Origin of the sequence: Burkholderia sp. AU33423, assembly GCF_002223135.1 — a bacterium.
Classification (GTDB): Bacteria; Pseudomonadota; Gammaproteobacteria; order Burkholderiales; family Burkholderiaceae; genus Burkholderia; species Burkholderia lata_D.
Map to the genome: position 1 here is coordinate 910626 of NZ_NKFH01000004.1, position 22048 is coordinate 932673.

At 57.5% G+C, this 22048-nt stretch carries 26 protein-coding genes and 1 tRNA gene; 17 read left to right on the forward strand and 10 right to left on the reverse strand.

The window, feature by feature from the left end:
* Positions 1-2 precede the first annotated feature (2 nt).
* The 5 genes from CFB50_RS06920 to CFB50_RS06935 all read left to right on the forward strand — a co-directional run bounded on the left by CFB50_RS06920 (position 3) and on the right by CFB50_RS06935 (position 7106).
* A complete protein-coding gene (locus tag CFB50_RS06920; protein ID WP_179254154.1) occupies positions 3-3083 on the forward strand; it encodes a lytic transglycosylase domain-containing protein in 3081 nt (1026 codons plus the stop codon).
* Complete coding sequence (locus tag CFB50_RS38570; RefSeq protein ID WP_144020635.1) at positions 3049-3936, forward strand: hypothetical protein; 888 nt, start codon at positions 3049-3051, stop codon at positions 3934-3936. The genes CFB50_RS06920 and CFB50_RS38570 overlap by 35 nt, the downstream gene beginning before the upstream one ends.
* Positions 3937-3965: 29 nt before the next feature.
* Positions 3966-4217, forward strand: a complete 252-nt coding sequence (locus CFB50_RS06925) for a PAAR domain-containing protein (RefSeq protein ID WP_089445343.1) — start codon at positions 3966-3968, stop codon at positions 4215-4217.
* A gap of 1916 nt (positions 4218-6133) precedes the next feature.
* Positions 6134-6427, forward strand: a complete 294-nt coding sequence (locus CFB50_RS06930) for a hypothetical protein (protein ID WP_089445344.1) — start codon at positions 6134-6136, stop codon at positions 6425-6427.
* A 16-nt stretch (positions 6428-6443) separates the two neighbouring features.
* The gene (locus tag CFB50_RS06935) at positions 6444-7106 is read left to right on the forward strand and encodes a hypothetical protein (RefSeq protein WP_256978763.1); all 663 of its coding nucleotides are present in this window, start codon (positions 6444-6446) and stop codon (positions 7104-7106) included.
* A gap of 7 nt (positions 7107-7113) precedes the next feature.
* Here the strand turns inward: CFB50_RS06935 and CFB50_RS06940 are convergent, their stop codons facing one another.
* Entirely contained in the window at positions 7114-7464 is a 351-nt protein-coding gene (locus CFB50_RS06940; RefSeq protein WP_373452945.1) for a helix-turn-helix domain-containing protein, read from the reverse strand.
* Between the two features lie 91 nt (positions 7465-7555).
* On the opposite strand from CFB50_RS06940, the gene CFB50_RS06945 reads away from it, so the two are divergent.
* Both CFB50_RS06945 and CFB50_RS06950 read left to right on the forward strand, forming a co-directional pair.
* A complete protein-coding gene (locus CFB50_RS06945) occupies positions 7556-8449 on the forward strand; it encodes a hypothetical protein (protein WP_089445346.1) in 894 nt (297 codons plus the stop codon).
* A gap of 86 nt (positions 8450-8535) precedes the next feature.
* On the forward strand, positions 8536-9207 hold the full coding sequence (locus tag CFB50_RS06950) for a hypothetical protein (protein ID WP_089445347.1): 672 nt from the start codon (positions 8536-8538) through the stop codon (positions 9205-9207).
* 61 nt (positions 9208-9268) lie between these two features.
* Here CFB50_RS06950 and CFB50_RS06955 read toward each other — a convergent pair whose 3' ends face one another.
* A complete protein-coding gene (locus tag CFB50_RS06955; protein WP_089445348.1) occupies positions 9269-10015 on the reverse strand; it encodes a hypothetical protein in 747 nt (248 codons plus the stop codon).
* Positions 10016-10109: 94 nt separating this feature from the next.
* Between CFB50_RS06955 and CFB50_RS06960 the strand changes: the two genes are divergently transcribed.
* The 3 genes from CFB50_RS06960 to CFB50_RS06965 all read left to right on the forward strand — a co-directional run bounded on the left by CFB50_RS06960 (position 10110) and on the right by CFB50_RS06965 (position 12353).
* A complete protein-coding gene (locus tag CFB50_RS06960) occupies positions 10110-10436 on the forward strand; it encodes an H-NS histone family protein (RefSeq protein ID WP_089445349.1) in 327 nt (108 codons plus the stop codon).
* 94 nt (positions 10437-10530) lie between these two features.
* Complete coding sequence (locus CFB50_RS38575) at positions 10531-11478, forward strand: hypothetical protein (protein WP_144020636.1); 948 nt, start codon at positions 10531-10533, stop codon at positions 11476-11478.
* Positions 11479-11561: 83 nt separating this feature from the next.
* Positions 11562-12353 carry an HNH endonuclease gene (locus tag CFB50_RS06965; protein WP_089445350.1) on the forward strand — a complete coding sequence of 264 codons (792 nt, stop codon included), beginning with the start codon at positions 11562-11564 and terminating at the stop codon, positions 12351-12353.
* 32 nt (positions 12354-12385) lie between these two features.
* Here CFB50_RS06965 and CFB50_RS06970 read toward each other — a convergent pair whose 3' ends face one another.
* From CFB50_RS06970 to CFB50_RS39800, 5 genes are all read right to left on the reverse strand, one after another.
* Positions 12386-12841 carry a hypothetical protein gene (locus CFB50_RS06970; RefSeq protein ID WP_089445351.1) on the reverse strand — a complete coding sequence of 152 codons (456 nt, stop codon included), beginning with the start codon at positions 12839-12841 and terminating at the stop codon, positions 12386-12388.
* 14 nt (positions 12842-12855) lie between these two features.
* Positions 12856-13167, reverse strand: coding sequence for a hypothetical protein (locus CFB50_RS06975; protein ID WP_089445352.1), 312 nt, complete (start codon positions 13165-13167; stop codon positions 12856-12858).
* 37 nt (positions 13168-13204) lie between these two features.
* Complete coding sequence (locus tag CFB50_RS06980) at positions 13205-14302, reverse strand: phage/plasmid replication protein, II/X family (protein WP_089445353.1); 1098 nt, start codon at positions 14300-14302, stop codon at positions 13205-13207.
* A gap of 356 nt (positions 14303-14658) precedes the next feature.
* Positions 14659-15636: a hypothetical protein gene (locus tag CFB50_RS06985; protein WP_089445354.1), complete on the reverse strand. Its 978-nt coding sequence runs from the start codon at positions 15634-15636 to the stop codon at positions 14659-14661.
* A complete protein-coding gene (locus CFB50_RS39800) occupies positions 15636-15887 on the reverse strand; it encodes a helix-turn-helix domain-containing protein (RefSeq protein ID WP_218829169.1) in 252 nt (83 codons plus the stop codon). Before CFB50_RS39800 ends, CFB50_RS06985 begins: the two co-directional genes overlap by 1 nt.
* Before the next feature lie 28 nt (positions 15888-15915).
* On the opposite strand from CFB50_RS39800, the gene CFB50_RS39805 reads away from it, so the two are divergent.
* From CFB50_RS39805 to tnpC, 4 genes are all read left to right on the forward strand, one after another.
* Complete coding sequence (locus CFB50_RS39805; RefSeq protein ID WP_218829170.1) at positions 15916-16188, forward strand: hypothetical protein; 273 nt, start codon at positions 15916-15918, stop codon at positions 16186-16188.
* An 84-nt stretch (positions 16189-16272) separates the two neighbouring features.
* Positions 16273-16749, forward strand: coding sequence for an IS66-like element accessory protein TnpA (gene tnpA, locus CFB50_RS06995; protein WP_144020614.1), 477 nt, complete (start codon positions 16273-16275; stop codon positions 16747-16749).
* A complete protein-coding gene (gene tnpB / locus CFB50_RS07000; RefSeq protein WP_027810102.1) occupies positions 16725-17075 on the forward strand; it encodes an IS66 family insertion sequence element accessory protein TnpB in 351 nt (116 codons plus the stop codon). The genes tnpA and tnpB overlap by 25 nt, the downstream gene beginning before the upstream one ends.
* A 31-nt stretch (positions 17076-17106) precedes the next feature.
* Positions 17107-18663, forward strand: a complete 1557-nt coding sequence (gene tnpC, locus CFB50_RS07005; protein WP_089444703.1) for an IS66 family transposase — start codon at positions 17107-17109, stop codon at positions 18661-18663.
* Here the strand turns inward: tnpC and CFB50_RS38580 are convergent.
* Together CFB50_RS38580 and CFB50_RS07010 are read right to left on the reverse strand one after the other, a co-directional pair.
* Positions 18626-19570 (reverse strand): transcriptional regulator domain-containing protein, encoded by a 945-nt coding sequence (locus CFB50_RS38580; protein ID WP_144020637.1) that lies wholly within the window; start codon positions 19568-19570, stop codon positions 18626-18628. The genes tnpC and CFB50_RS38580 overlap by 38 nt on opposite strands.
* A 109-nt stretch (positions 19571-19679) precedes the next feature.
* Positions 19680-19756 (reverse strand) — tRNA-Pro (locus CFB50_RS07010).
* A 161-nt stretch (positions 19757-19917) separates the two neighbouring features.
* Between CFB50_RS07010 and sixA the strand changes: the two genes are divergently transcribed.
* On the forward strand, positions 19918-20379 hold the full coding sequence (gene sixA, locus CFB50_RS07015) for a phosphohistidine phosphatase SixA (protein ID WP_089445356.1): 462 nt from the start codon (positions 19918-19920) through the stop codon (positions 20377-20379).
* Between the two features lie 170 nt (positions 20380-20549).
* The gene (locus CFB50_RS07020; RefSeq protein WP_011351620.1) at positions 20550-21356 is read left to right on the forward strand and encodes a GNAT family N-acetyltransferase; all 807 of its coding nucleotides are present in this window, start codon (positions 20550-20552) and stop codon (positions 21354-21356) included.
* Positions 21357-21556: 200 nt separating this feature from the next.
* Here CFB50_RS07020 and CFB50_RS07025 read toward each other — a convergent pair whose 3' ends face one another.
* Positions 21557-21727 carry a hypothetical protein gene (locus tag CFB50_RS07025; protein ID WP_164462557.1) on the reverse strand — a complete coding sequence of 57 codons (171 nt, stop codon included), beginning with the start codon at positions 21725-21727 and terminating at the stop codon, positions 21557-21559.
* 148 nt (positions 21728-21875) lie between these two features.
* On the opposite strand from CFB50_RS07025, the gene CFB50_RS39430 reads away from it, so the two are divergent.
* A complete protein-coding gene (locus tag CFB50_RS39430; RefSeq protein WP_166893428.1) occupies positions 21876-22040 on the forward strand; it encodes a hypothetical protein in 165 nt (54 codons plus the stop codon).
* Positions 22041-22048 lie beyond the last annotated feature (8 nt).

A 22048-nucleotide genomic window follows, 5' to 3' on the forward strand; every position in this document is an offset into this window, starting at 1 on the left:
CCATGACGGATAAGCACCCTCCTAAAAAACAACCTCCCAAGACGCCTGAGCCGGACGCCAAACCCGCGTACACGCCTCTTGCATGGAGCTATCCATTTTCGCCTGCTACCAAGGAAGGTGCAGCGTCCGATGCCGCAGACCCCATGACCTACATGAAGGTGCTTGCGACTGCGGAGGATGGATTTTATCCACTGGGAGCTAGCGGCATCTGGCACGGCGGCATTCACTTCGGGCAGAAAACAGGTGAGGCCCTGAAACAGGACGAAGGCGTACGCGCGATCGCCACGGGCGAGGTTGTCGCTTACCGACTCGACAACGAATACCCCACGCTGACCTACCAGGACCAGCGTCATGCGTTGTACTCGCGGGGCTTCGTGTTGATCCGCCATACATTGCAATTGCCACCCGCACCGATAAAGACGCAACCAGCACCCGCCCCCGCAAATGCACCCGCCGGATCACCCGCCTCAGGGGGCAATGCAACGCCTCCGCCGCCAGCCCCGACACCAGCTCCCGCGTCCTCCGGTCCGCCACCCGGTGAAACGCTGACGTTCTTCAGTCTGTACATGCATACGCTCGACTGGAAAACGTATAAAGCCGCGCTCGATCAGCCCAAAACGGAGAGTGCGGACACCAAGGCGCCGCAACTCAAGCCTCTTCCGTACTGGGAAGCTGACCGCTCGTATCGAGCATTGAAACCGAACAAACAGGACCTTCCGAAACCGAAGCCGATCGATCCGAGTGCGCCCGATGACGATTCGTCGCCGCAGCAACGAGGCCCAGATGATGCGCTGCCGGAGCCTGTCTCAGGTGTGCGGGTTCGCATTACTCCGAACGCCAAGCTCCTCGGTTTGCTACCCGAGGGCACGGAACTCACTGTGAATGAGGCTGATAGCGGTGGGCGCAAGGGCTGGGCAAAAATCACGAAGATCATTAAAGGTGATCCGGTGGGCCCAGTCGTTGGTCAGCCGCCCGACGTGCAACTGAAGTGGGGTTACGTTTTCGTTTCGGAGCTCGAGCCGATTCCCCAGTCTGGCCCCGTCGATCAGGTGGTCGTGCTCAAGAAGCCGTACCCTGTCAAGGCGGGAGACGTTGTTGCGCATATCGGACAATACCAGCGATACAGGGAAGCGAAACCCACACCGCCGTTGCCCACCCGACCGTTGCTGCACCTCGAAGTTTTTGCGGGCCCCGATCTTCCAGCGTTCATCGCCAAGAGTCAGGCGCGCGCGAAGGAATTGTCGGCGGCGGATCCGAATATGGACAAGCCTTTTCTGGAAGTTCTGGCAGGTGCAAAACTCGTGACGAAAGCGCCTGATCCAGATTACACCCTTGAGCAGACGGATTTGAAGCTCGTACCCATCAGCGATCCGAAATCGCGATGGGTCAAGGTACAGCCCAAGACCGTAAAAATTCCTGCCGTGCAACCGGAGCCTGCTGCTCCGGCTGGCAAGGGGAAGAAGCACAAGGCAAAGCCAGCGGAAAAGCCTGAATCAATCGAGACGCCGACCGGTATCCCGTTCTGGATCGACAGCACCCTAGGTCTTGTCAATCAAATGACGAAGGCGCCTGTCAAGGGCTGGAAAGACTTTCCGCTAAAGGTTAGCCAAGCAGACGGGCCCCCAACGGACTTCCGGGTCATATTTCGGGTGGTCGATCTTGACAAGCAGGGACCGCAAAGCTTGGCACGAGAAGACAAGGAAGCGAGCGGAAAAACGAAACGCTGGTGGAACGTGACGGTCGGCACGAAGGACGGTGGAACGCGTCAAGGCTGGGTGCGTGAACGGGACCATCTCAAAGTGCAGCTGTGTAGCCAGTGGGACTGGCCGGGGTTCGAGCTCGTCGACAACAGTTCGACCACGATGGTTGATATGTTCAAGCGTTACCTGTTCGTCGCTGAACTGGCCATGGGAGAGGATCAGGATAACTTCAAGCCGAGTGCTGATGCATTGGCCACCAGTGAGCTCATCCAGAAGCTCGAAAAAGCCATTGATGTCAATCACGATGGCAAGGTTACTGCCGCGGAATTGGCGGATGCGCAGAAGACGCCATGGTTAGCCGAAGCGATTTCGCACATAGTCGTGAAAAGTGAAAGCGAATGGGGCGGCAATATGGGGAAGTGGGAGGACATCACGCCTCATATGAAGCTCGTGCCATGGAAATGGCAGAACGAGATGGAGCGGATCAAGAAGCTTCAGTGGTGGGAAGATGTTCAGTGTATTGATTCGAAGATTCTTCCGAAAGAGCCGAAGCCATGGCATTTCCATCCGATTGGGTTGATTGGCAATTTCACGTGTGAAGGCGGGGACTGCATTCCATTAATCGAAGCCCAAAAGATTGCATTATTTATCACGGCAGGTTTTGAGAACGGAGATCCAAGTTTTGGGAAGTGCGCAGATAATTTTGATGGCATGGGCATGTCTTTCGGATTGATTCAGTGGAATTTCGGCATGAATACACTCGGGCCGATTCTAAAAGAAATGCACGACGTCGACCCTCAGGCCTTTGAAGCCGCATTTGCCCCTGGCACAAATTACCAAGCAATTTGGAATGCCATAAATAGCGGCGACTCTGTGGCCCAAAAAAATTGGGCAATCGCGCAGCAAAATAGTAACAAAGCTAACTGGGTGAAAACATTTAAAGCGATCGGTGACAACGAAAAATTTCAGGCGATTCAAATTCATGAGGCTGCAAAATATCACCAATACGTTTTGGGTTGCTTGAAATTTCTGCGCGGGCTTCGTTCTGATTTGATGGAATCAGTGCAACTGGTTACTTACTGCGCTCTGTATGATTTGTGCGTTCAACAGGGTGATTTAAGTAAGGCCTCACAGCAGATTCGGGAGCGCACGGCCACGGAAAAACCTGCAACACAGATTGACTTATTAAAAATAGCAGTCCAAGAGAGAGCAAAGGTAGCCAATCCCAGCTCCGTTTTTGATTGTACCAGTCGTCGCATGGGGATCATTCAACAAAAGCCATATCCACATGCACCAGTCAAGCACGAAAAACCTAGGCCAAGAGATAACGTAAACTTCAAACTTCTTAATGGAAAGGCAGAAAGAAATGTTTGCGGATTGTAAAGTGATTTCGCTGAGGCTGCTACTTGCCATTGCCATAGCTTCCGGTGCCGCAGATGTAATGGCCACTGAGAAAGACGGTTCAGTTAAGTGTGGACCCGGAGATGAGTGCACAACGGCCGTCACCAATGACATGAGCGAAGCAAAAAATCTGTGCCCAAATTCACCAATCCAAATGTCTTGGAACAAAAAAAGCGATTGGACGTTGGTGTCATGCTCATGCAATTGTTCCGAGCAAAACAACAATAACTGGTTTGTCAACCATGATGGAGTGGTGATTGGACTGGAGGCCGGGCGTTATTTCCCTCGTTCATTCTTCTCGCAAAATCTGAATCCAATGGTGCCTGATATTATGGCGTCACATTCAATGTGCAAGCCGGCAGATAAAAAAATGATCGGCCGGAGTGTATTTCTATTGCTAGACAAAAAGCCATCAAACGAAGAAAAAGATCCGTATTGTTACGATACCATCTATGTCGTTGATGAGGGTGGCGCCATTAATTTTATCGAGAACAATAAGATTATCAAAAAAAATGATCGTGCCTACTTCTCTAGGGTTGGAGAGAATGAAAAGAATGACTTGATATCTCTAGTCAAAAAAATACCTCCTTCCTGGAAGGTGGCGGCCGATCAAGCAACGGAAAACGACTTTGTCGTCGCTGAGCGTGCGTATTTATATGATCAACCATCTCCTCAAGGAAGGGGGAAGGCATACTTAATAGCTGGCGACAAAGTAAAGACTCTCGGAGACCCCGAGGGTGGGTATGTTAAATTTCGGTATGTAACCAAGAAAGGCGTTGTTATCGAGAAATGGTTGAAATGCGACGACATAAATTATTTTCATCAAAAAAATTAATACGCAAAACCATTTTATTAGGGTGAGTTATGATGAACTTGATCCGTATCGGTGACGACACCGACCACGGTGGCAAAGTCGAAACAGGCTCCACGACCATGCGTTTCGATGGCCGCTATGTCGCCCGTAAGGGCGATCGCGTCTCGTGCCCCCAGCATCCCGATGTGTCGCCTAACCTCATAGAGGAAGGCGATCCGTCAATGATTGATGATGGTATTCCGATCGCACGGCACGGCCACCGCGCCACATGCGGCTGTCACCTAATCTCAAGTCTCGTTTGAGCCTAAGATCGAAACGGCGGCACTTTGTCGACAACCGTCATCGGACGTGTATCGAAATCTGCACATCGCTGATGTGTAGCACTTAATACCCGGCACACTTTTTCAAGGCGGGGTTGTTGGGTAACACATGGTTTGTTATTGGTAACACGAGCAGTCTTTATGGTACCCGGCAGCGATCGCCTCTCGAAAATTCGTGACTACCTCGCCACGGCGGGATTCACGCTGATGGCCCGCGAGTGGCGCGGTGTCTCGCATCAGTACCGGTTTCGTTGCGAAAACGGGCACGTATCTTCCCAGTTGGGAGCCAGTCTTTTGCGCCTCGTCCGAGTGACGCGGCGCTCGGTACGATGCCTTAAATGCTGGGGCGAGCAGACGATGACTCTAATGCACGAGACGGCTGTCTCGGCTGGAGGTCAGTGTCTGAGTAAGCGGTATCGTGGAAAAAGCGCACACTACCGCTTCGTCTGTGCTGCAGGCCATAAGTTTGAGGCCAGCGCCGCTTCGGTCTTGGCCGATCATTGGTGTGCAAAGTGCTCCACCGAACGACGAGCTGAGCGTCGTCGATATCAAGGCGGCCTGAAACCGATACAGGATCGTGCGCGAGAGCGCGGCGGCGAATGCTTGTCGCCCGTCTATAACGGCCGCATGGCGAAGTATCGATTCCGATGCGGGAATGGGCATGAATGGGAGGCCGCTGGCTACGACATCTTGCGTAAGGCATGGTGTCAAGAATGCTTCGTTGATGCGCGGCGAATTCCCGACGGACTTGCGAAACTGCAAGCGAAGGCGGCGGAGCACGGCGGCAGATGCCTCGCATCCTGCTATCAACGTATTCAGGCTCGTTACCCATTTCAGTGCGACCGGGGACACGAGTGGATGGCGTGGGGTACGGAAATCTTGAAGGGGCACTGGTGTCCGACATGTCGTACCGAAGACAGGCAGCGGCAGGGCATCGAATTGATGCGATCGATCGCTGCGGACCGGGGCGGCATATGCGTATCTGAGCACTATGTCGACAACAACACGAGGCTCGAATGGGAGTGTGCGCGCGGCCATCGATGGTGGGCGAGGCCCCGGCAGGTTTCGTCAGCCGGCAACTGGTGCGCTCAATGTCAGTATCTTTCGCAGATTACCCTGGAAAAAACGAGGCGGAAGCGCCGCTACGAGGTAGTTAAGTCGTCAGAACCTTGATTCGGCGTCGCTTGAGCGGATTTGACCGGACTGGAAACCAATATCGAGCCTCATTTTGGCATTTCAGCGGCCGGTTTGGGTGGGTAATAAAGGCATCAGCCTATATTTCGGGCTGCCAAGTACCCGAGGCAGCCTGTTTTGCTCAAAAAATGAGCACCGGTACCCATTTTTTCACCCCGCAACGGTCCCATCTGGCGGTTGCCGCACCGCGCAAACATTACAAAATTCTTTCGATGAAAAAATTCGGTCCATAGCGCCGCCGCATGGCTGCACCCATGTCAAGCCCTATCTGGGGTGAATCGGAGCCCCTGACGGGCCGGAAAATAAGTCAGAGGGTCATTTCCGGTACCGCCGGAGCGTTCGAGACCGGCCAGAAGACACTGAAAAGTAAAAATTACCTATTTGAGGGTGATTGATCGATCCCTTTTATCGGTTTTGGTCGGGTTGTGCTACATTTTCCGTGCCGAAGAGTCGTTCTGGGGTGTTTTTGGTCGATTTTTAGCGAAAATCCCTAGTACTGCCTCTCTGCCTCGTGGTTGCCTGCACGTTTTACGGCTCCGCCTGGGCGTCGCGTCTTCAACGGCTCTCGCGGTCCCATTCATCGCACCTCGCTTTCCTGAAACGCCCCTATATCGCCTCGCGTTTCAGTCTTTTCCACCCGTGAGATTGTTTCCGAACATCAGTTCGGTGCCTTCGCTCGTCTTAATTATTATGGATACCTAATTATGGATGCGCATCGTCGTGAACCTTTGTTCCCTCTTGGCTTGATTGTTGCCACACCGGGTGCGCTCGATCTTCTCGATCGAACCGGCACCAACGCCAATGGCCTGCTTCGGCGGCACAGCAGAGGTGATTGGGGTGTCGTCTGCGCGGCCGATGCTCGCTCGAACGATCTCGCGGAGACACATGGAACGCGTCTGCTGTCTGCGTATGAGCTGGGCGATCGTGGCGAACGGCTGTGGGTCATCACGGAAGCCGATCGGCGGGCGACAACCCTTTTGTTGCCGTTCGAATACTGACCCGATGGAGGCCACCGTGCAGCAACTCCATCCGGCTCTTCAGTCCGGCCGACGTCTCACCCTCGCGAATTCGAATGCTCCAGCATTTTCGTTTCAGGGTTGCTGGGACGGCGGCTGCGCGTGGCATGCGACAGCAATGGCGCTTGCCATGCTTGGGTTCTTGTCCGATCCCTTGCATGTGTCGTCGCGTCGTAGCTCCCCGGAAGCGGAATTCTGGCGTCGTGCACAGCCGCTCTATCTCTCCGGCGTGTCGCTCGAAGAGTTGCAAGCGCTGATTCGAGAACTCGACTGGGGATTACGCCCAGCCTGCTTCGAGGGAACGCACACAGATGTTTTCCGGTTCAGCAAACGAGAAGTGATGCGCGGTCGGCCGGTGATCCTGACATTTCGACAGTCACGCCGCGCGACCCTGCATGCAGTGTTGGCCGTCGGTATTGAGGGGCGAAAGATCGGGGCGACCTTCGACGGACATACGTTGCTGGTAGTCGATTCTGCCGAAGCCGAGCCTGTACTCGCGGCCTACAACGCGCGGTTGACACGGACAGCAGCCGACCTCGGCAGGTTGAGTGGAAACGCCCAATACGTCACTGGGTTTGATCAACGGAAAGTCGTGCTCACCGGCGCAATGTCGATCAGGTCATCTGCAACAGCGGCAGAGAGGAAGGCTCGGCCGCCGTAGTGCAGCGTCAGCGCAATCGTGAGCGTTCGATCTTGGGCGGCTTGGCGACGTTGATTCGCCGGGCGTCCTTGTCCTCTAGCGTCATCGTTAGCGGCGCGAACAACTCCGAGAGCGAAATGCCGAGCGGCCCGCACAACGCCGCCAACGTCAGCACCGTCGGGTTCGTCACACCCGACTCGATCGAACTGATCGCGGCTCGACCGACCGACGCCTCGTGAGCCAGGTCTTCCTGACTCTTGCCAGCATGTCGACGGACTTCCTTGAGCCGCTTTCCAACGGCGACGGTAATGGGGTTGCGTTCTTCGGTGGGTGGGACGGGTGCTTTCATGACCGAGAGGATGCCGCCTGAACGCAGCAAATACCATCTCCCAAACCACTCATTATTTGTTATGTTAACCGTACAAAACTGCTGAGGGCGCACGCCCAAGGCCATCCGGGGAACCAAAAAAATGTCGGCAACCACCATACAAAAGACCACTACAACAGACGGGATTCAATTCGAGAGCTGGCCCGCGCGGGGACCATCCGGCGGCGGGCACGGTCATTCGTCGATTCAGATTGTCGGCGTGGGGGAAGCGGGAGGCGGATCGGTAGCCGGTCTGTACTACCGGACGGGCATCGACAGTGGCATCACATTCCAGCAGGTCGCAGCGGTGACGGCTGGCAAGTTATCCGATGGCGTAACGCCGGTTGCCGGTCACGTACCGTTCGAGGGGGCGAACGCGGTGATAGTCATCGCCGCCACCGCCGAGCCGGATGCGCTGCGAGTCTCGGCGATTGTGAGCGCCGCCGCACGGAAGGCCGGAGCGCGAATTGTAGTGTTGCTGGCCCAGCCGCCGCTTCCTCCGGGCTCGCTGGTTCGAGCAGTTGCGGCCGAGCTTTCAGGTCGCGCCGATGCGGTCGTGTTCGTTCCCGAATCTCCTCATCCTTCCGTGCTGCATTGCTTGGTTGACGCCTACCTGATGGCGATGCGTGGCGCGCAACCTGCTGCATCGGAATGGAGGATGCCGACCGGAAGCGATTTCCTCGATGTCCGAGAGGCGTTCAGCGACACGACGGGGGCGGTGATCGGTGTCGGCGAAGGAAGCGGCCCTGAGCGGATCAAGGACGCAGCCCGACAGGCGATTCTCGATGTCGGTTCCGCTCGGCTCACGATGGCAGGCGGCTTACTCGTGATGGTTTCGGGAGCAGAAACGCTCCGGCTCCGAGAGGTTGCGGCGGCGGTCTACGCCATCTGCGAGGCAACAACCGGCGATGCGGGCTCCGTGCTCGCCGCGCATTACGACGATCGGCTTGGAGAAACGGTACGCGTCACCGTGATCGTTGCCGAGCGCGACGACTGATCCGCATCGAAATTTCCTACTTCACCGAATTTGGCATGGGTCGTTGCCCGTGCCTTTCGATACCCACACCGAAAGGACTTGAAACCATGAAACTGTTCCTCCATTCGCGCAACCTGATCGCGCTGACGGCCGTTTCGCTGCTGACGCTCTCAGCTTGTTCACGGCAATCGTCGCAAACGGACACGCCGACGGCCGCGAGCGCCCCCGTCGCAAACGCGCCAGCTTCCGCGTCCTCGGCAGCGTCGCCAGCGGTGAGTAACGAGCAACCGGACGAGGCAAAGGAGAACGGAGTGCCGGTCGCACAAGCCGCGTCGCGGCAGGTCAATACAGTCGGTCCGCAGATCAAGGGTATCGCCCTCGGCAATTCGCCAGATGAAGTACGTCAGGCGCTGAGCGCATTGTTGCCAGTAGGAAGTCCATGTCAGTACAGCACTGATGCTGTTCGAGTTGTTTGCGAAAACACTGCACAGCGGCTGCAAGGGAGCTTCACCTACGAATCCGGCAAACTGACTGGATTCAAGTTCTACTCCGCGTTCACTGGTCTGGTCTTCGGTCAGATGCCATTCAATGACTTCACGAAGAACTTCATGACGGCGTACAACATCCCACGCATGGACCCTGCTCAGGACAACCCGGCGCTGAGTCAGTACCTGCGATATCGCGATGATAATGGCTGGGAAGTCGGCATCTACCCCGACAACACGTTCTATGTGAAGAGCGTTGCTATGGCGAACCAGCAGGCGAAGAGCTTCAACTGATGCAAGCGGAGTCTCACTGGCGGATCGGCAACTCCGCCGGTGAGGTACTCGGGTGTTTTGATCAGAATGGCAATGCCGCCAAGAACACGTTCTTGACGTACCCGAAGTCATGGAACACCGTCAATGCCGCGATCGAATTGCACGTAATGAGGTAGGCGGCAATCGCCATCACCATGCCTTCGAAAAGAAAGCCGAGCGACTGATTTAAATCTCGCTCGGTAACGTTGGCATACAGGAAGCGCAACAACGACAAGACGAGCAGCCCGAAGCCGAACGCAGCAAAACAATACGTCACCATCGGGAAAAGAACGTTCGTCGTAGCCTGCAGTCGCTCCAGCGACGACGGTAGACCCTGCTGGATAAGCCAGCGCATCGTCGGATAGATCGTCGCTGTTTTCAGTGCGACATCCGTAAGGAATGGAAGGCTACAGATCGCCAGCCAGCTTACAAATGTCGAGCCGACGACATAGAATGCGTCCCAGACTCGTCCGATTCCATACCCGTTAACGGTAGTAATGAAGGCCAAGGCGGCGAGAGCCGGAACCGCGAACACCAGCAGTTCCAGGACGGAGTTGTAGTGGCTTCCAAGGATCGGGTAGCTTAGCGCCACGATTACCGCCAAAACCCGTTCGGCGAGCGTGAATCCTTTCTGTACCGGCCGGAGAGCTTCGTTGACAATGACAGTGTTGCCGGTGCCGTCGACGTTGATATCGCGACTGACCTTGAGGTTGATGTGCATCGTCTTGATCGATACGATGCTCGCAATGCTGACTGTCAGCAAGCTCTTGATGCTGAAAAGGCTATCCACGTTTCACGATTCCTCGAAGAGTTTTAGTATTCTCGGTCGCAAGAATGTGCGACCGTGACTCGATTATCCCTGACTTCAGGTTGTTGACGTTTTTATGACCACAGAAGATATTCGCGAACTGCAAAAGGAGCTGGGCCGTATCAATCTGCTACTGGAAGAGGCGCGTAGAACGGAGAGAGAAGCAGCGCTGACCGCCATTAAGGATTTTGTGACGGAGTACAGTATCACGGAGTCGGAATTGCTCCGGGCTGCAGGCTTCCTGAAAGCGAAGAAGAAGCGACTGCCTGCGAAGTACTATGATCCGTCGTCGGGGAATTCTTGGTCAGGGCAGGGCTCGTGTCCGAAATGGCTTGTCGGTAAGAACCGTGACGACTATCTGATTCGCGAAACGCCCAAGCCTTGGTGGCCGGAGAAAGCATGATGAGGCTCATGACTACGCCTGCATGAACATGAGGCGGCGTCCGTAGCTAACGGTTGCAGAGCACTGGTTCTTAGACATTGTTCGCATGTGAGAAATGATGCTCGCTCGAAAATTTCGAAAGGCGATTATCCACGGACACGATTTCAGAGTTCGAGACGACTCCGGTACGTTCCTTTGGCAAACGCGCGAAATTTGCGCGATCTCCGAACTTCGCAAGCTGTTGTTCGACAGTCAGAATCGACTGTTTCTCCTCAAGCAACAGGAAGCTCGGCAGTTTGCGAGCGCGACTACGGGCGTCCATGTCTCGGACGATGGCGTATTCCTCCTCGGAGAATCTGGTGCCGACCTGCCGGCCATCGACGATTTTTTGCCATATTCCGCTAAAAGAAGTGTGCGTCCGTTTCTTGCCGATTCAATTCCAGAAACGTCATGGGGGTCAAGTCTCTCGAACCTTTTGACGTGGCCGTGCTGGAATCGACTCCGTCAAGCCGCGTTTGTGGCAACGGGGCATCGATGCTTGCTTTGCGGTGCAGCTGGGAGGCTGGATTGCCATGAAATTTGGAGGTATTACGAGCCCGGCGACGATGGGCAACTCCATCGAGGTGCGTTATGCGGTATTCAACGTCTCGTCAAGCTCATTCCAGTGTGTGCCGATTGCCACGAAACGTTTCATCTCGGTCTAGCCGGGATAAGGGGGCGACTGTCGATCGCCTTGGAACGCATCGCCGCGTTATACCGTCTGTCGGACGACGAGCGCGATTCATACTTGGCTATGGTCAAGGAAGACTGGTACCGTCGAAATGAATTCTCGTGGGCTATTGATGTTTCGGCGGTTGGCACCTCGCTCCTCGAGATAAAGCCGGAGTGGGAACTGCAAGCGGATAGCAGTCTGTCTTCCAAACAGAAATACGGAACGTCTCACACATTCGTCCTTGGTGCCCCTTGGCAACGAAAGGGAGATCATGATGAAAAGTTGATCAGCCTTGATGCATTCTTGCGCAGTTCCCTAGACGACAAGACTGCGAGCAGACGCGGCCACTGAAGTTGAGAGCGTGTGCAGTACTCGCGTTGTTTCCTTGCAGGCATCTGGAAGTGACTTAAAGAAATCGCGAGAGACTAACGACAATGCGATATCACATCTTCAACATCGGCCGCCCGTATACCAACGAGTGGTGGCAACGAAACCGAGAGATGCGGGTAATTACCGCTGGCTTTGACGGAGAAGAGGGGGACCGAGGCGACGTTATCCTGCATGACATGGCGGAAGGTGATTGGGTGTTCGCCTATGCGAACCGCCACGGCTTTGTCGGGGCTGGCATCGTAGGACCTGCGAGTTCATATCGACTGCTCGATCAACGTGAGTTGCCGGACGGATATGAGGCCGACCATCGGCACTTTCGGTCCGTCAACTGGGTTCATCATGTGATCGAGTTGAGCGACGCTGTGCCTCCCTCTGAAATTGATCGCCAAGCACCCCGGCAAACGAAGGAAGAGATTCACGACGCCGCAGTAGCGGAGCGGTTGTTGGCGTGCATCAAGGCGCGGGATCAGAGTGCGTCGGCCGGTCAGTGGTTTGCGGAGGAGGTGCGTCCCGGAGAGACATACCGCGAAGGCAGCGTTGAACAGATAGCAGTAGATCGGTACGAGCGGAATCCGGAAGCTCGGCGCAAGTGTCTCAAGCACTGGGGCACGACGTGCGTTGTCTGCTCCTTCGACTTCGGCACGAAGTACGGCTCGCTCGGCGAGGGCTTCATCCATGTACATCATCTGCGGCCGCTGTCACAGATCAAAGAGGAATATGAGGTTGATCCGATCGCCGATCTTCGGCCTGTCTGCCCGAACTGCCACGCGATGCTTCACCGAGGTAACGGGGTTCTGACCATCGAAGAGCTGAAGAATCTTATCGAAGAGCGGTAGCGTTCAGCTGAACAATCAACTTCGAAGGTCTCCTATATCGTGATTCGGATCGGTGAAGTTTCCTTGGATGCGAGCGCCCTCGCTTTGAGCACACGCTGGTGCAATTCGTAAGGAAGGCCGACATGGTGGAGTTCGATCTCCGGAGGGAACCTGCCAACGTTCTTCTCCTTGCAAAAGTGCTCGTGCATGGATTGCTCGGTGAACACCATAACCATACGTGCCGGATTTTGCAGGTTGAGTAGGTATAGCGCGTCAGTCTTGAGCTTCTGGAACTTGGCCGTTGCGAGATTCCCAGATGCTGTTGTACGTGCGCTCGTTGAGATCGAGCCGACAACTGAATCGTCCATGCTGACGGCGTCGAAGTTGAACTGGCCTCCCCATTTAAGGGGAAGCTTTACGCCGCGAAAAGTCATGCCGGGAAAGATGGTAGGCAGGCCGTGCTCAACGACCCAAGCCTCAGCATCATGTTGTACGGAAGTGTCGGCCATTGTTGGTTGCTTATCTATACCCGCACGCTATGCGGAAACGGCGACCCTGCTGCCTGCCATTCCGCCACCGCCCTTGCGACGAGTGCGCTGGTGGTTTTGGAACTGAATGGCTCAACATCGTCGTTGATCAGGTAGTGATGCCATTGCCGGTCGATGCCTTCCGTGGTTAGGGAAAGAATGGTGGAATTCGGCATTTGCAGTTCTACGGCATCGGCTATCTTCCTGAAATTCGGGCGGCTCGTCTGAATGACAACCACGCCATCGTTCATAAGGTCTCGGCATACCGCATCGATATCGACAGGGTCTCTGTAAAAATCAATCAGCATTTATTCCCTCATGAATGTTCACGTCATGGCCGACAGTCTACCGGTTCTCGTGTCGTACACTGTTAAGTATTTCGGGGACGGCAGACATACCGAATGCACACGCCGGGAACTTGCGTGCCCACTGCGGAAACGCCTTGCGCATTTTTGTGCGACAGAAAATTTCGGAGAGAGGCAACGCCTCAATCATCGGCACGTCGAGCAGGATGTCGATGCCCGTCATACGAAGAATTTTCGAGCGATGCCGATCAAGTGTTGACTTGGCGTAGACCGAGTCCAACTCCGCAGCACGCGCCCACAGTTCAAGCGCATGCCGCAACGGCCGAGGCTTCACGCGGTTGATCGCATGACGGAGTAGGCTAAGCGGGACATGCGCTTCGAAGCGCAGCTTTTCCATCTCGGTCCAGTAGATCGCATGTACCTTCTCGATAGTCCAAGCCGAACCGCGATTGAGTTTGCGATCTTCGAGGTACTTCTTCGATAGTTTCAGCTCGGCACGGATGCTGTTGGAGGCTGCGACCTGCAAACCCGTCCAAATGAGGTGTGCGTCATCGTCAACAACTGCACGCAGGTGTTTCAGCGAATGCGTGCGCAGATCACGTAGCTTTTGCTGCTTGTCGTAGAAAACCCACGAAGCGGAATGGCGCGGCGCAGACATACGAATACCTGTTCCGACGGATATCACGCTGGGACGGAATTCCCATGCGGACTTTGTCCGAATGTGATCGAAGATTTGCTTCTGGCTTAGGTTCTCCGGCAATGTGAAGCGATGCGTGATGTCGAGCGCGTCGATGACGAATTCGCCCGCTTCCCATGCCTGCCGATGCTCGTCGGTGTAGGCGATGCTCAGCCGATCGAGCACGGCCCGGATCAACGTCGATCCGAGCAGGCAGACATCGTCCGAACCGAAGACGTTGTGTCCCTGCAGTGGCATGAGGGGGCAAACACGAATATGGATAACATTGCCGTTATCGAGTGAGGTGACGTCGAACAGCGGGCCGCCTGGTTGCAAAGTAATCGTCTTGCTGAACCACTTCGATATCGGTGGCGAGATCGGAGAATTCTCTGGCAGCTTGATACGTTCGCTGCCGAACGGCTGGTGCTGCAATTGAATTTTGATGTCGATGAGGTCGATCATGCGAATTCCTTCAAGGCAATACGAGTGCGGGGCTGCTATAGCAGCACGGAACTACTCAATGCCTTTACAAGATTCCGGGGAAGGGACTGTAGTAATTGAGGAGATATAGATTAGTATTGGTTCAGGACGCTCAAGCGCGGTCGACCGGGAAGACTTCGCATGGTTTTCGCGCCACCTTCTAGTTTGTGTCTCGATCCGTGCAGGGATGATCTCGCAATCGATGCATGCTGGTGTCCCCGGCCACAAGGCTAAGTTGGGGTATTTCGTCCTCGGTGTAGTGCCGATTGCGCAGGTTGCGGCGATCGGTAAATCCACCGCAACTTGTGCAACCCGCGCAAACCGTACAACCGGTCGAACTAAACGATCCGCTTCGGACGATAGTTCGGCTCGTCTTCAGCGGCATCCTCGTCGCTTTCGTCGCTCGGGTCATTCCAGCCGAGGAACGGGAACCACAGGTCACGCCATCCTTCAGGCGGGTCAACATCCGCGTCGACATCAGTGCCAAGCGGCAAGTTGTCTTGGCGGCGCTTCACGGTTGACTTGTCGATGTCCATCCAATGGGCGATCGTCTCGAGATATTCGCCCTCACGACGCGCAAACCAGATTGCACGATCCTCGGCCTTTGCGGCGATGAACACGCTCGACATTGACGACCAGTCGCTACCCTGATAGCTGATCTCGTACATCGAGTGGCCGATGCCGTTGGCATGCTGACTTTCCAACGACAAAGCCGTGATCGAGTATGCGATGGAGGCGCCCGGCCCCGGCTCGCACTTGTCGACGATAAAGACTTCGTCACAATGTTGCCGCAGCCACGTCACTTCGGTATTCGGCGAACAAGATAAAAAGAGCAACACGATCCCATTCCGATTCCGGCCACCGGCGTCTAGGCGATTGATCGCGTCGATCATCTCGTCGCGGGGCATGCCAACAATGCTCTGCTCTGCTGCGACGCAGCCGTAATCCTTCAAGTTCTTGAGGGTCACATGCACACCTTCATTCGACAACGGCTTGAAAATTCGGCAGTTGTCGAGGCGGATGATCTGCAGCTTATCGATCCGTTGAGATCCGTCAGCGTTGTGACGTACGAGAAGCTCTGCGATGTCAGCGTCGTGCGAGCCCGAACCGTACAGTGCTGTCAGCGTTTCAGTTGCCATGATCGGCACATCGGCGATGGACGTAGCCGAAAGCATGTGCGACTGAAAGGTCACGCGAGCGTGCAACATCAAGGTCGCATCGCGCACGATGACGCAGACGACGCCACTCTGAACAGGCTGCAGCGCAGCACGCAAAACTTCAGCGATATTCTTGGGTTTGTTTTTCGGCGGCGGCATTATTCGCTCTCCGCGATGTTGATGCCGCCGACGCGGCTCTTCTCGATGAACGCCTCGACGTCTTCGCGACGGTAACGTACGCAGCGACCGAACTTGTAGAACGGCAGTTCCTCGGTGAACTTGCCGAGGTGACGCCACTGCGCGGGCGTCTTGTCGGAGATGTCGAGCAGTTCGGCGAGTGCGCGGTCGTCGAGGAATTCGAGCAGCAGGCCGCTGAGCAGCGGGGAGGGTGGAATGGTCTTCGTGGTCACGTTCGGCTCCTGTTGAAGTTGAGTGAACGTGACCAATGTATTCAGACGTGCCCTGCGACGCGATGATCGTGGGGGGACGGGCAAAAAACTTGACGGCGACCGCAGGGATGTGTTGGTGAGTCGCTTAGCGTTTCGTTTTTGTGGAAAAATCCGCGCGCGCCAGCCGGGCATAGTCCCGGTGGATGAGCTGAGCGGCTTGGCTTATCCAAGCGTCGACCGTAACAGCATCGAATTGGTTGCCATCCGGGTTGGCGTTGCACAAGGCATGAAATGTTTCGAGCATCTTGTCGAAAGGGCGTAAGCGCTCTTTGATTGACGCCATTGCACGGCGAGGCTGATTCACCGAGGCTACGTGTCCATGTTCAATGAGCGTGGACAGGTGTGCATGAACGAGCAACGCGGAGGTTTGCAGAGCCGATTGGTGGTCGATCGCAAGCGAGACGGACGGCGTAAGTACGACGAGGATGCGAAGCGCGAATTGATACAGGCGTGTCTGAAGCCCGGGGTGTCGATCGCGCGGACGGCCATGGAGCACGACGTCAATCCAAACCTCGTTCGGACGTGGATTTCCAAGTATCAGCGCGAACAAGCCGCGGGCGAGATAGTCAGCTCCGTGACGGAGCCGTCACGAGAGGCTCGCGTCGAACTGCCGGCGGCTTGCGTGCCTGAGGAATCAGCCTTTATGCAGGTCGTCACCTCCGCGGTTGCTCCCACTCCGACTAAATTGGCTGCGGCATTCTCACTGAATGTGCACCTGCCAAACGGCGTTTCCTTAGAATTGGGCCCGGCGAACTTCGATGAACTGACGGCCGTTGTGCAAATGCTCGGGAGGCTGCCATGTTCCGGTTCGACGAAGGGCTGAAGGTTTATCTGCATCGCGATCCAGTCGACTTCCGCATGGGCATCAACGGACTGTCGATCCTGGTCGAACAGGCGATGCGCCTGAACCCGATGACCTCGGCGCTGTTCGTCTTCGGCAACCGCCGGCGCGATCGAATCAAGATTCTCGGCTGGGGCGGCAACGGCTTCTGGTTGCTGCTCAAGCGACTCGAAGCCGATCGCTTCATCTGGCCGAACGGAGGCGACACAATCACGCTCAGCGCCGAGCAATTGCACTGGCTGCTCGACGGCATCGACCTGGCCGTGATCCAGAAGCATCCCCAGCGATATTACGCGCGGATGAGCTGAACACCGCGCGGGTGACATGGTCTAATCGGCCATGCCGAACAGCCCCGTCATGCCGAGTGTTGAGGAATACCAGGCACTGCTCGCCGAACGCGATGCGCTGCGCGGTGAGCTTCGACTCGTGACGGCCCAGCGCGATCTGGCCGAAGAGAAGCTGCGGGCCTACAAGCACGAACTGTTCGGTGCATCGAGCGAGGCGCGCCATGCCGACCAGCTCGGCCTGTTCAACGAAGCAGAGGCATTGGCGGCGACTGCCGACGCGCCCGCGCGTGAAGACGTGCCCGGCACCTCGGTCGCCGCCCACACGCGCGGCAAGCGCGGGCGCAAACCACTCAATCCGAGCCTGCCGCGCGAGGTCGTGCGGCACGAGTTGCCAGAAGCTGAACGATTCTGCGCGCACGACGGCCACGCCCTCGTCGAGATTGGCGTAGAAACGAGCGAACAGCTCGACGTGATTCCCGAGCAAGTGCGCGTCGTTCAGCACCAGCGGGTCAAGTACGCCTGCCCTTGCTGTGATCTCGGCATTAAGGTCACGCCAGCGCCGACGCGCATCATCCCTCGCGGGCTGCTCACGGAATCCGCGCTGGCGTGGATCATCACTGGCAAGTACCAATACGGCATGCCACTGTATCGCCAGGCCACGCTGCTGCGTCGCTTCGGCGGCGACATCTCGTCGAACACGCTGGCCGCTAGCGTGGTGCGAGTGGGGCTTGCTACGCAGCCGGTGATCAACCTGATGCGTGACGCGCTGCTCGAATCCGACCTGATCTACGGCGACGAGACAACGTTCCAGGTGCTGAAGGAACCGGGACGAAGGCCGCAGGCAAAGAGCTACCTGTGGGCGCAGGTCAACGGCTCAGGGCCGCCCGTGCGGATGTTCTCGTACTCGCCGGGACGTGGTGCCCAACATGCGCAGAAGCTCTATGCCGGCGTGCAGCCCGGCACTGTGCTGATGACGGACGGGTACGAACTCTATAACGGCATCGCCCACGATCACCAGCTCGTGCATCTCGGATGCTGGGCGCATGTACGCCGCGGCTTCATCAAGGCCGAGGAGTCGGTGCCGAAAGCGGCACGCTCATCGGATCTGCTGGCGACGCGCTTCGTTAAGCTGATCGGCAAGCTGTTCACGGCCGAGGCGCGAAGCGCGAAGTGGACGCCTGAACGCCGGCAGCGATTGCGTACCCGATACAGCGCCCGAGCGCTCTCCCTCGTCGAATGCATGATGGTCGAGCATCTGCCCGCCGTCGTGCCGTCGAGTCTGCTCGGCAAGGCGCTGCAATACATGAGCGGGCAATGGCCCAAGCTGGTCCGCTACATCGAGAACGGCAACTGGCCACTCTCGAACAACCTGTGTGAAAACGCGATCAGACCGTTCGTCGTCGGCCGCAAAGGCTGGCTGTTCTCCGACACTGTCGCCGGCGCGCAGGCCAGCGCCAATCTGTACTCCCTCGTCGAGACGTGCAAGGCGAACGGCATCGAACCGTATCGCTACCTCGTCTGGCTGTTCACGAAGCTGCCTCTCGCTGCAACCGCCGACGACTACGCGGCCCTCATGCCATGGAGCATGCCTGCCACTCCCAACCTCTGATGGGTGTCGTTAAAAGACCGCATACGAAAGGGCCATCTCCAGGCGCCAGCTTCTGTTCTTCTAGGTCCGCAAGAAAATCTGCTGCGCGTAGGAGGTAAGGAAGGAATTTGCGTTCCGCTGCCCTTTCATTCCAACCTTTGATTCCGAATTGCACGACTTCCATGTCGTCATCATCGAACAGAGCTGCTTCATCAGGATCGTAGGTTGGGTCGATTTCTACCACGACGGCGTCCGAATCAGCGGTCTGGCGAACCGTTGCGTATTGGGGAATCAGGAGCGTATGGCTACGACTACCGTGTTCGAAGAACCGCCTCAACTGTCGTTCCAGAGACGCCATTTGGTTGTCGATGTCGCCGTCAAGCCGGAGTCGCACCAGCACTTCGCAGTTTCCGCACGTGGCGGAGATCGGGGCGAGATGAAATGGATCGCCAAGGTATGTGCTTTCAATGGGCTTGATTACGTCAACCGTATTGCGGGCAAACAACCATTTCAGGTGGCGGGTGTCTTCCGCTCGCGTTCTGGTGGGCCGGACTTCGGAATAGGAAAGCGCGGGGTCGACGAGGGAGTTGAGCTCCCAGCGCACGCGCAGATGGTCATTGATGGAGCGAATGGTGTGGTGGGGCGCTTCCTGGCAGTACTCTTCGTAGGTGGTATGACGCCCGGAAGGTGCAGGATCGCACAGGTAATTGATGAGATGCGCCATTGGTGTGAGCGGTGGTGGGGAGTCTGTGAAGTCCCGGCGCCACCGGTCGAAGTCAAGCTGGTAGGCGCGGTTGCGTCGCAGGAATTCCCAAGCCCATGCCGATGCGTCGGCCATGTCGTTGGGCGGATAATTGCTCTCGTCGCTCCAGTCAGCGCGACGGACGAATGCGGCTGATTGTGCGGCCGAGTCGGTAGGGGCTGTCATTGTGGCGATTTCTTATGGAAGTCGCCCCAGATGGTAGCAAAAGAGTAGCAATAGCTCGGTGACGCACCAAAGAAAAAGGGGTTAGCATCAGCTAACCCCTTGATTCCTTTGGTCGGAGCGATAGGATTCGAACCTACGACCCTCTGATCCCAAATCAGATGCGCTACCAGGCTGCGCTACGCTCCGACGAGCCAAAGATTGTATCGTTGAATGTCTGATCCGGTCAATCCCTATATGCGGGTAAATGCCGCGGCGGCAAACGTCCGCAATTTGCGACAATTCGCCCGGTCATCGGCGCGGCCCGGACGCATGGGCGCGGGGCCGCTCGCCGAAGCAAGGAGAACATCATGATGAACCTGATCCTGTGGCGCCACGCCGAAGCCGAAGACTACGCGGCGAGCGATCTCGCGCGCCAGTTGACCGTCCGGGGCCGCAAGGACGCGCAGGCGATGGCCAAATGGCTGCGTGGCCGGCTCGAGACGAATGCCGTGATCCTCGCGAGCCCGGCGGCCCGTACCGTGCAGACGGTCGAGGCGCTGACCGACCAGTACCGGACGATCGACGCGCTCGCGCCGGGCGGCAGCGTCGACGACGTGCTGGCGGCGGCCGGCTGGCCGGAGGGCATCGCGCCGACGGTCGTGATCGTCGGGCACCAGCCGACGCTCGGCAGCGTCGCCGCGCAGCTGATCGCCGGCGGCGACGACAGCTGGAGCGTCAAGAAGGGCGGAATCGTGTGGCTGGCGAGCCGCACGCGTGACGGCAGCCGGCAGGCCGTACTGCGCGCGGTAATGACGCCCGACCTGCTGTGAGGCCCGTCTGAAGGGCTTTGAAGGGATTCGTCGTACGGTTTCGCAAGCTTTCTGCTAAAGTCAATTCGGCGACACGTCATTGAAAGGACACGGTCGTGCCACATAACGGTCACGGCCGATTACTACATTGGCGGGCATGTCGTCCTATTCCTTACGACCAGGAAAGCCTAATGCGAGAACTGCCGACGCCTACGCTCCCTTTTGCCTCGCTGCCCCTCGACACGTCGCGGCGTCATCTGCCGCGCGCTGCTGAAACCGTCACATCGGAGTATCGCCTGCGCGCCGCGTGGGCGCGTACGGAAGACGAATTGCGCGAAGCCCAGCGCCTGCGTTACAGCGTGTTCGCCGAAGAGATGGGCGCGCAGGTCAGCGGCCCCTCCGGTCTTGACGTCGATCCGTTCGATGCGTACTGCGACCACCTGCTGGTCCGCGATCTCGACACCCTGAAGGTCGTCGGCACGTATCGCGTGCTGCCGCCGCACCAGGCGGCGCGTGTCGGCCGCCTGTACGCCGAAGGCGAATTCGACCTGTCGCGCCTCACGCACCTGCGCGGCAAGATGGTCGAGGTGGGCCGCTCGTGCGTGCACAGCGACTACCGCAGCGGCGCCGTCATCATGGCGCTGTGGGGCGGCCTTGGCGCGTACATGATGCAGAACGGTTACGAGACGATGCTCGGCTGCGCGAGCGTGTCGATGGCCGACGGCGGCCACTACGCGGCGAACCTGTACCAGTCGCTGTCGGCGGGCTCGCTGACGGCGCCGGAATATCGCGCGTTCCCGCACACGGCCCTGCCGGTCGACGAACTGCAGACGGGCACCGTCGTGGCGCCGCCGCCGCTGATCAAGGGTTACCTGCGTCTCGGCGCGAAGATCTGCGGTGCGCCGGCCTGGGATCCCGACTTCAACTGCGCCGATTTCCTGACGCTGTTCCGCCTGTCCGACATCAACGCGCGCTACGCCCGCCACTTCCTGGGCTGAGCCGCCGGAATCGCGTCGCGCCCGCCCGGGCGCGCGCAAGCGAACGCCGTCCGCGGCACGAGCCGCGCGACGGCGTTCGTCCATCTGATCAACGCGTGTGAGTCGGACCCTGTTAATTTCGGCGATACGCGATCACCGGCGTGCCGCGGGACGGCACGTTCGAGAACGGCCCGGGGAAGGGCCGGACGGCAGCGGCGCGCTTAGTGCTTGCGCCGCCAGTCGAGCAGGTGGTGTTCGGCCATCCAGTGGTGGATCATCCCTTCGCCTCCATGGCTGCGCTTGTATTCGCGCGACTCGAAGAACGACAGGGCGACGAGCACCATCAGACCGACGAACAGCCCGATCAGGCCGGCAATTTCTTCAGACGACATGGCAGCCTCCTTTCCGCGGCACAGCGCCATGCGTACATAGTAGGACATGCGCGGCGCGACTCCGAAGCAGGATTTCCGCTAGACTCGGCGCGGTCCCGGCGTGCGATGGGCGCGCCGATTTCCGGAGCCATACCCGATGACCCGTTTCATGCTGGCCGTGCTGGCCGCATCTTTTCTTGCCGGCTGTACCAGCGATCCGCATCAGGCCCGTCGCGGCCATCCGCCCGAAGATCCGGCCGATTATCACGGCGTGCCGACCGACATGACGCCGCCGTCGATGCTCGACGCGCCGCCGCCGAAACCCACGCAATAACGGCCGGT

Bases quoted from the DNA above. Each gene is read 5' to 3' on its own strand.
- CFB50_RS06975 (WP_089445352.1), bottom strand. From the start codon at position 13,167: ATGCTGATTGATTTTTACAGAGACCCTGTCGATATCGATGCGGTATGC.
- CFB50_RS06965 (WP_089445350.1), top strand. From the start codon at position 11,562: ATGCGATATCACATCTTCAACATCGGCCGCCCGTATACCAACGAGTGG.
- CFB50_RS07025 (WP_164462557.1), bottom strand. From the start codon at position 21,727: ATGTCGTCTGAAGAAATTGCCGGCCTGATCGGGCTGTTCGTCGGTCTG.
- CFB50_RS38580 (WP_144020637.1), bottom strand. From the start codon at position 19,570: ATGACAGCCCCTACCGACTCGGCCGCACAATCAGCCGCATTCGTCCGT.
- CFB50_RS38575 (WP_144020636.1), top strand. From the start codon at position 10,531: ATGATGCTCGCTCGAAAATTTCGAAAGGCGATTATCCACGGACACGAT.
- CFB50_RS39430 (WP_166893428.1), top strand. From the start codon at position 21,876: ATGCTGGCCGTGCTGGCCGCATCTTTTCTTGCCGGCTGTACCAGCGAT.
- CFB50_RS38570 (WP_144020635.1), top strand. From the start codon at position 3,049: ATGGAAAGGCAGAAAGAAATGTTTGCGGATTGTAAAGTGATTTCGCTG.
- CFB50_RS06970 (WP_089445351.1), bottom strand. From the start codon at position 12,841: ATGGCCGACACTTCCGTACAACATGATGCTGAGGCTTGGGTCGTTGAG.
- CFB50_RS06945 (WP_089445346.1), top strand. From the start codon at position 7,556: ATGTCGGCAACCACCATACAAAAGACCACTACAACAGACGGGATTCAA.
- CFB50_RS06930 (WP_089445344.1), top strand. From the start codon at position 6,134: ATGGATGCGCATCGTCGTGAACCTTTGTTCCCTCTTGGCTTGATTGTT.
- CFB50_RS06980 (WP_089445353.1), bottom strand. From the start codon at position 14,302: ATGATCGACCTCATCGACATCAAAATTCAATTGCAGCACCAGCCGTTC.
- CFB50_RS06985 (WP_089445354.1), bottom strand. From the start codon at position 15,636: ATGCCGCCGCCGAAAAACAAACCCAAGAATATCGCTGAAGTTTTGCGT.
- sixA (WP_089445356.1), top strand. From the start codon at position 19,918: ATGATGAACCTGATCCTGTGGCGCCACGCCGAAGCCGAAGACTACGCG.
- CFB50_RS06920 (WP_179254154.1), top strand. From the start codon at position 3: ATGACGGATAAGCACCCTCCTAAAAAACAACCTCCCAAGACGCCTGAG.
- tnpB (WP_027810102.1), top strand. From the start codon at position 16,725: ATGTTCCGGTTCGACGAAGGGCTGAAGGTTTATCTGCATCGCGATCCA.
- CFB50_RS06960 (WP_089445349.1), top strand. From the start codon at position 10,110: ATGACCACAGAAGATATTCGCGAACTGCAAAAGGAGCTGGGCCGTATC.
- CFB50_RS06925 (WP_089445343.1), top strand. From the start codon at position 3,966: ATGATGAACTTGATCCGTATCGGTGACGACACCGACCACGGTGGCAAA.
- CFB50_RS06950 (WP_089445347.1), top strand. From the start codon at position 8,536: ATGAAACTGTTCCTCCATTCGCGCAACCTGATCGCGCTGACGGCCGTT.
- CFB50_RS07020 (WP_011351620.1), top strand. From the start codon at position 20,550: ATGCGAGAACTGCCGACGCCTACGCTCCCTTTTGCCTCGCTGCCCCTC.
- tnpA (WP_144020614.1), top strand. From the start codon at position 16,273: ATGAACGAGCAACGCGGAGGTTTGCAGAGCCGATTGGTGGTCGATCGC.
- tnpC (WP_089444703.1), top strand. From the start codon at position 17,107: ATGCCGAACAGCCCCGTCATGCCGAGTGTTGAGGAATACCAGGCACTG.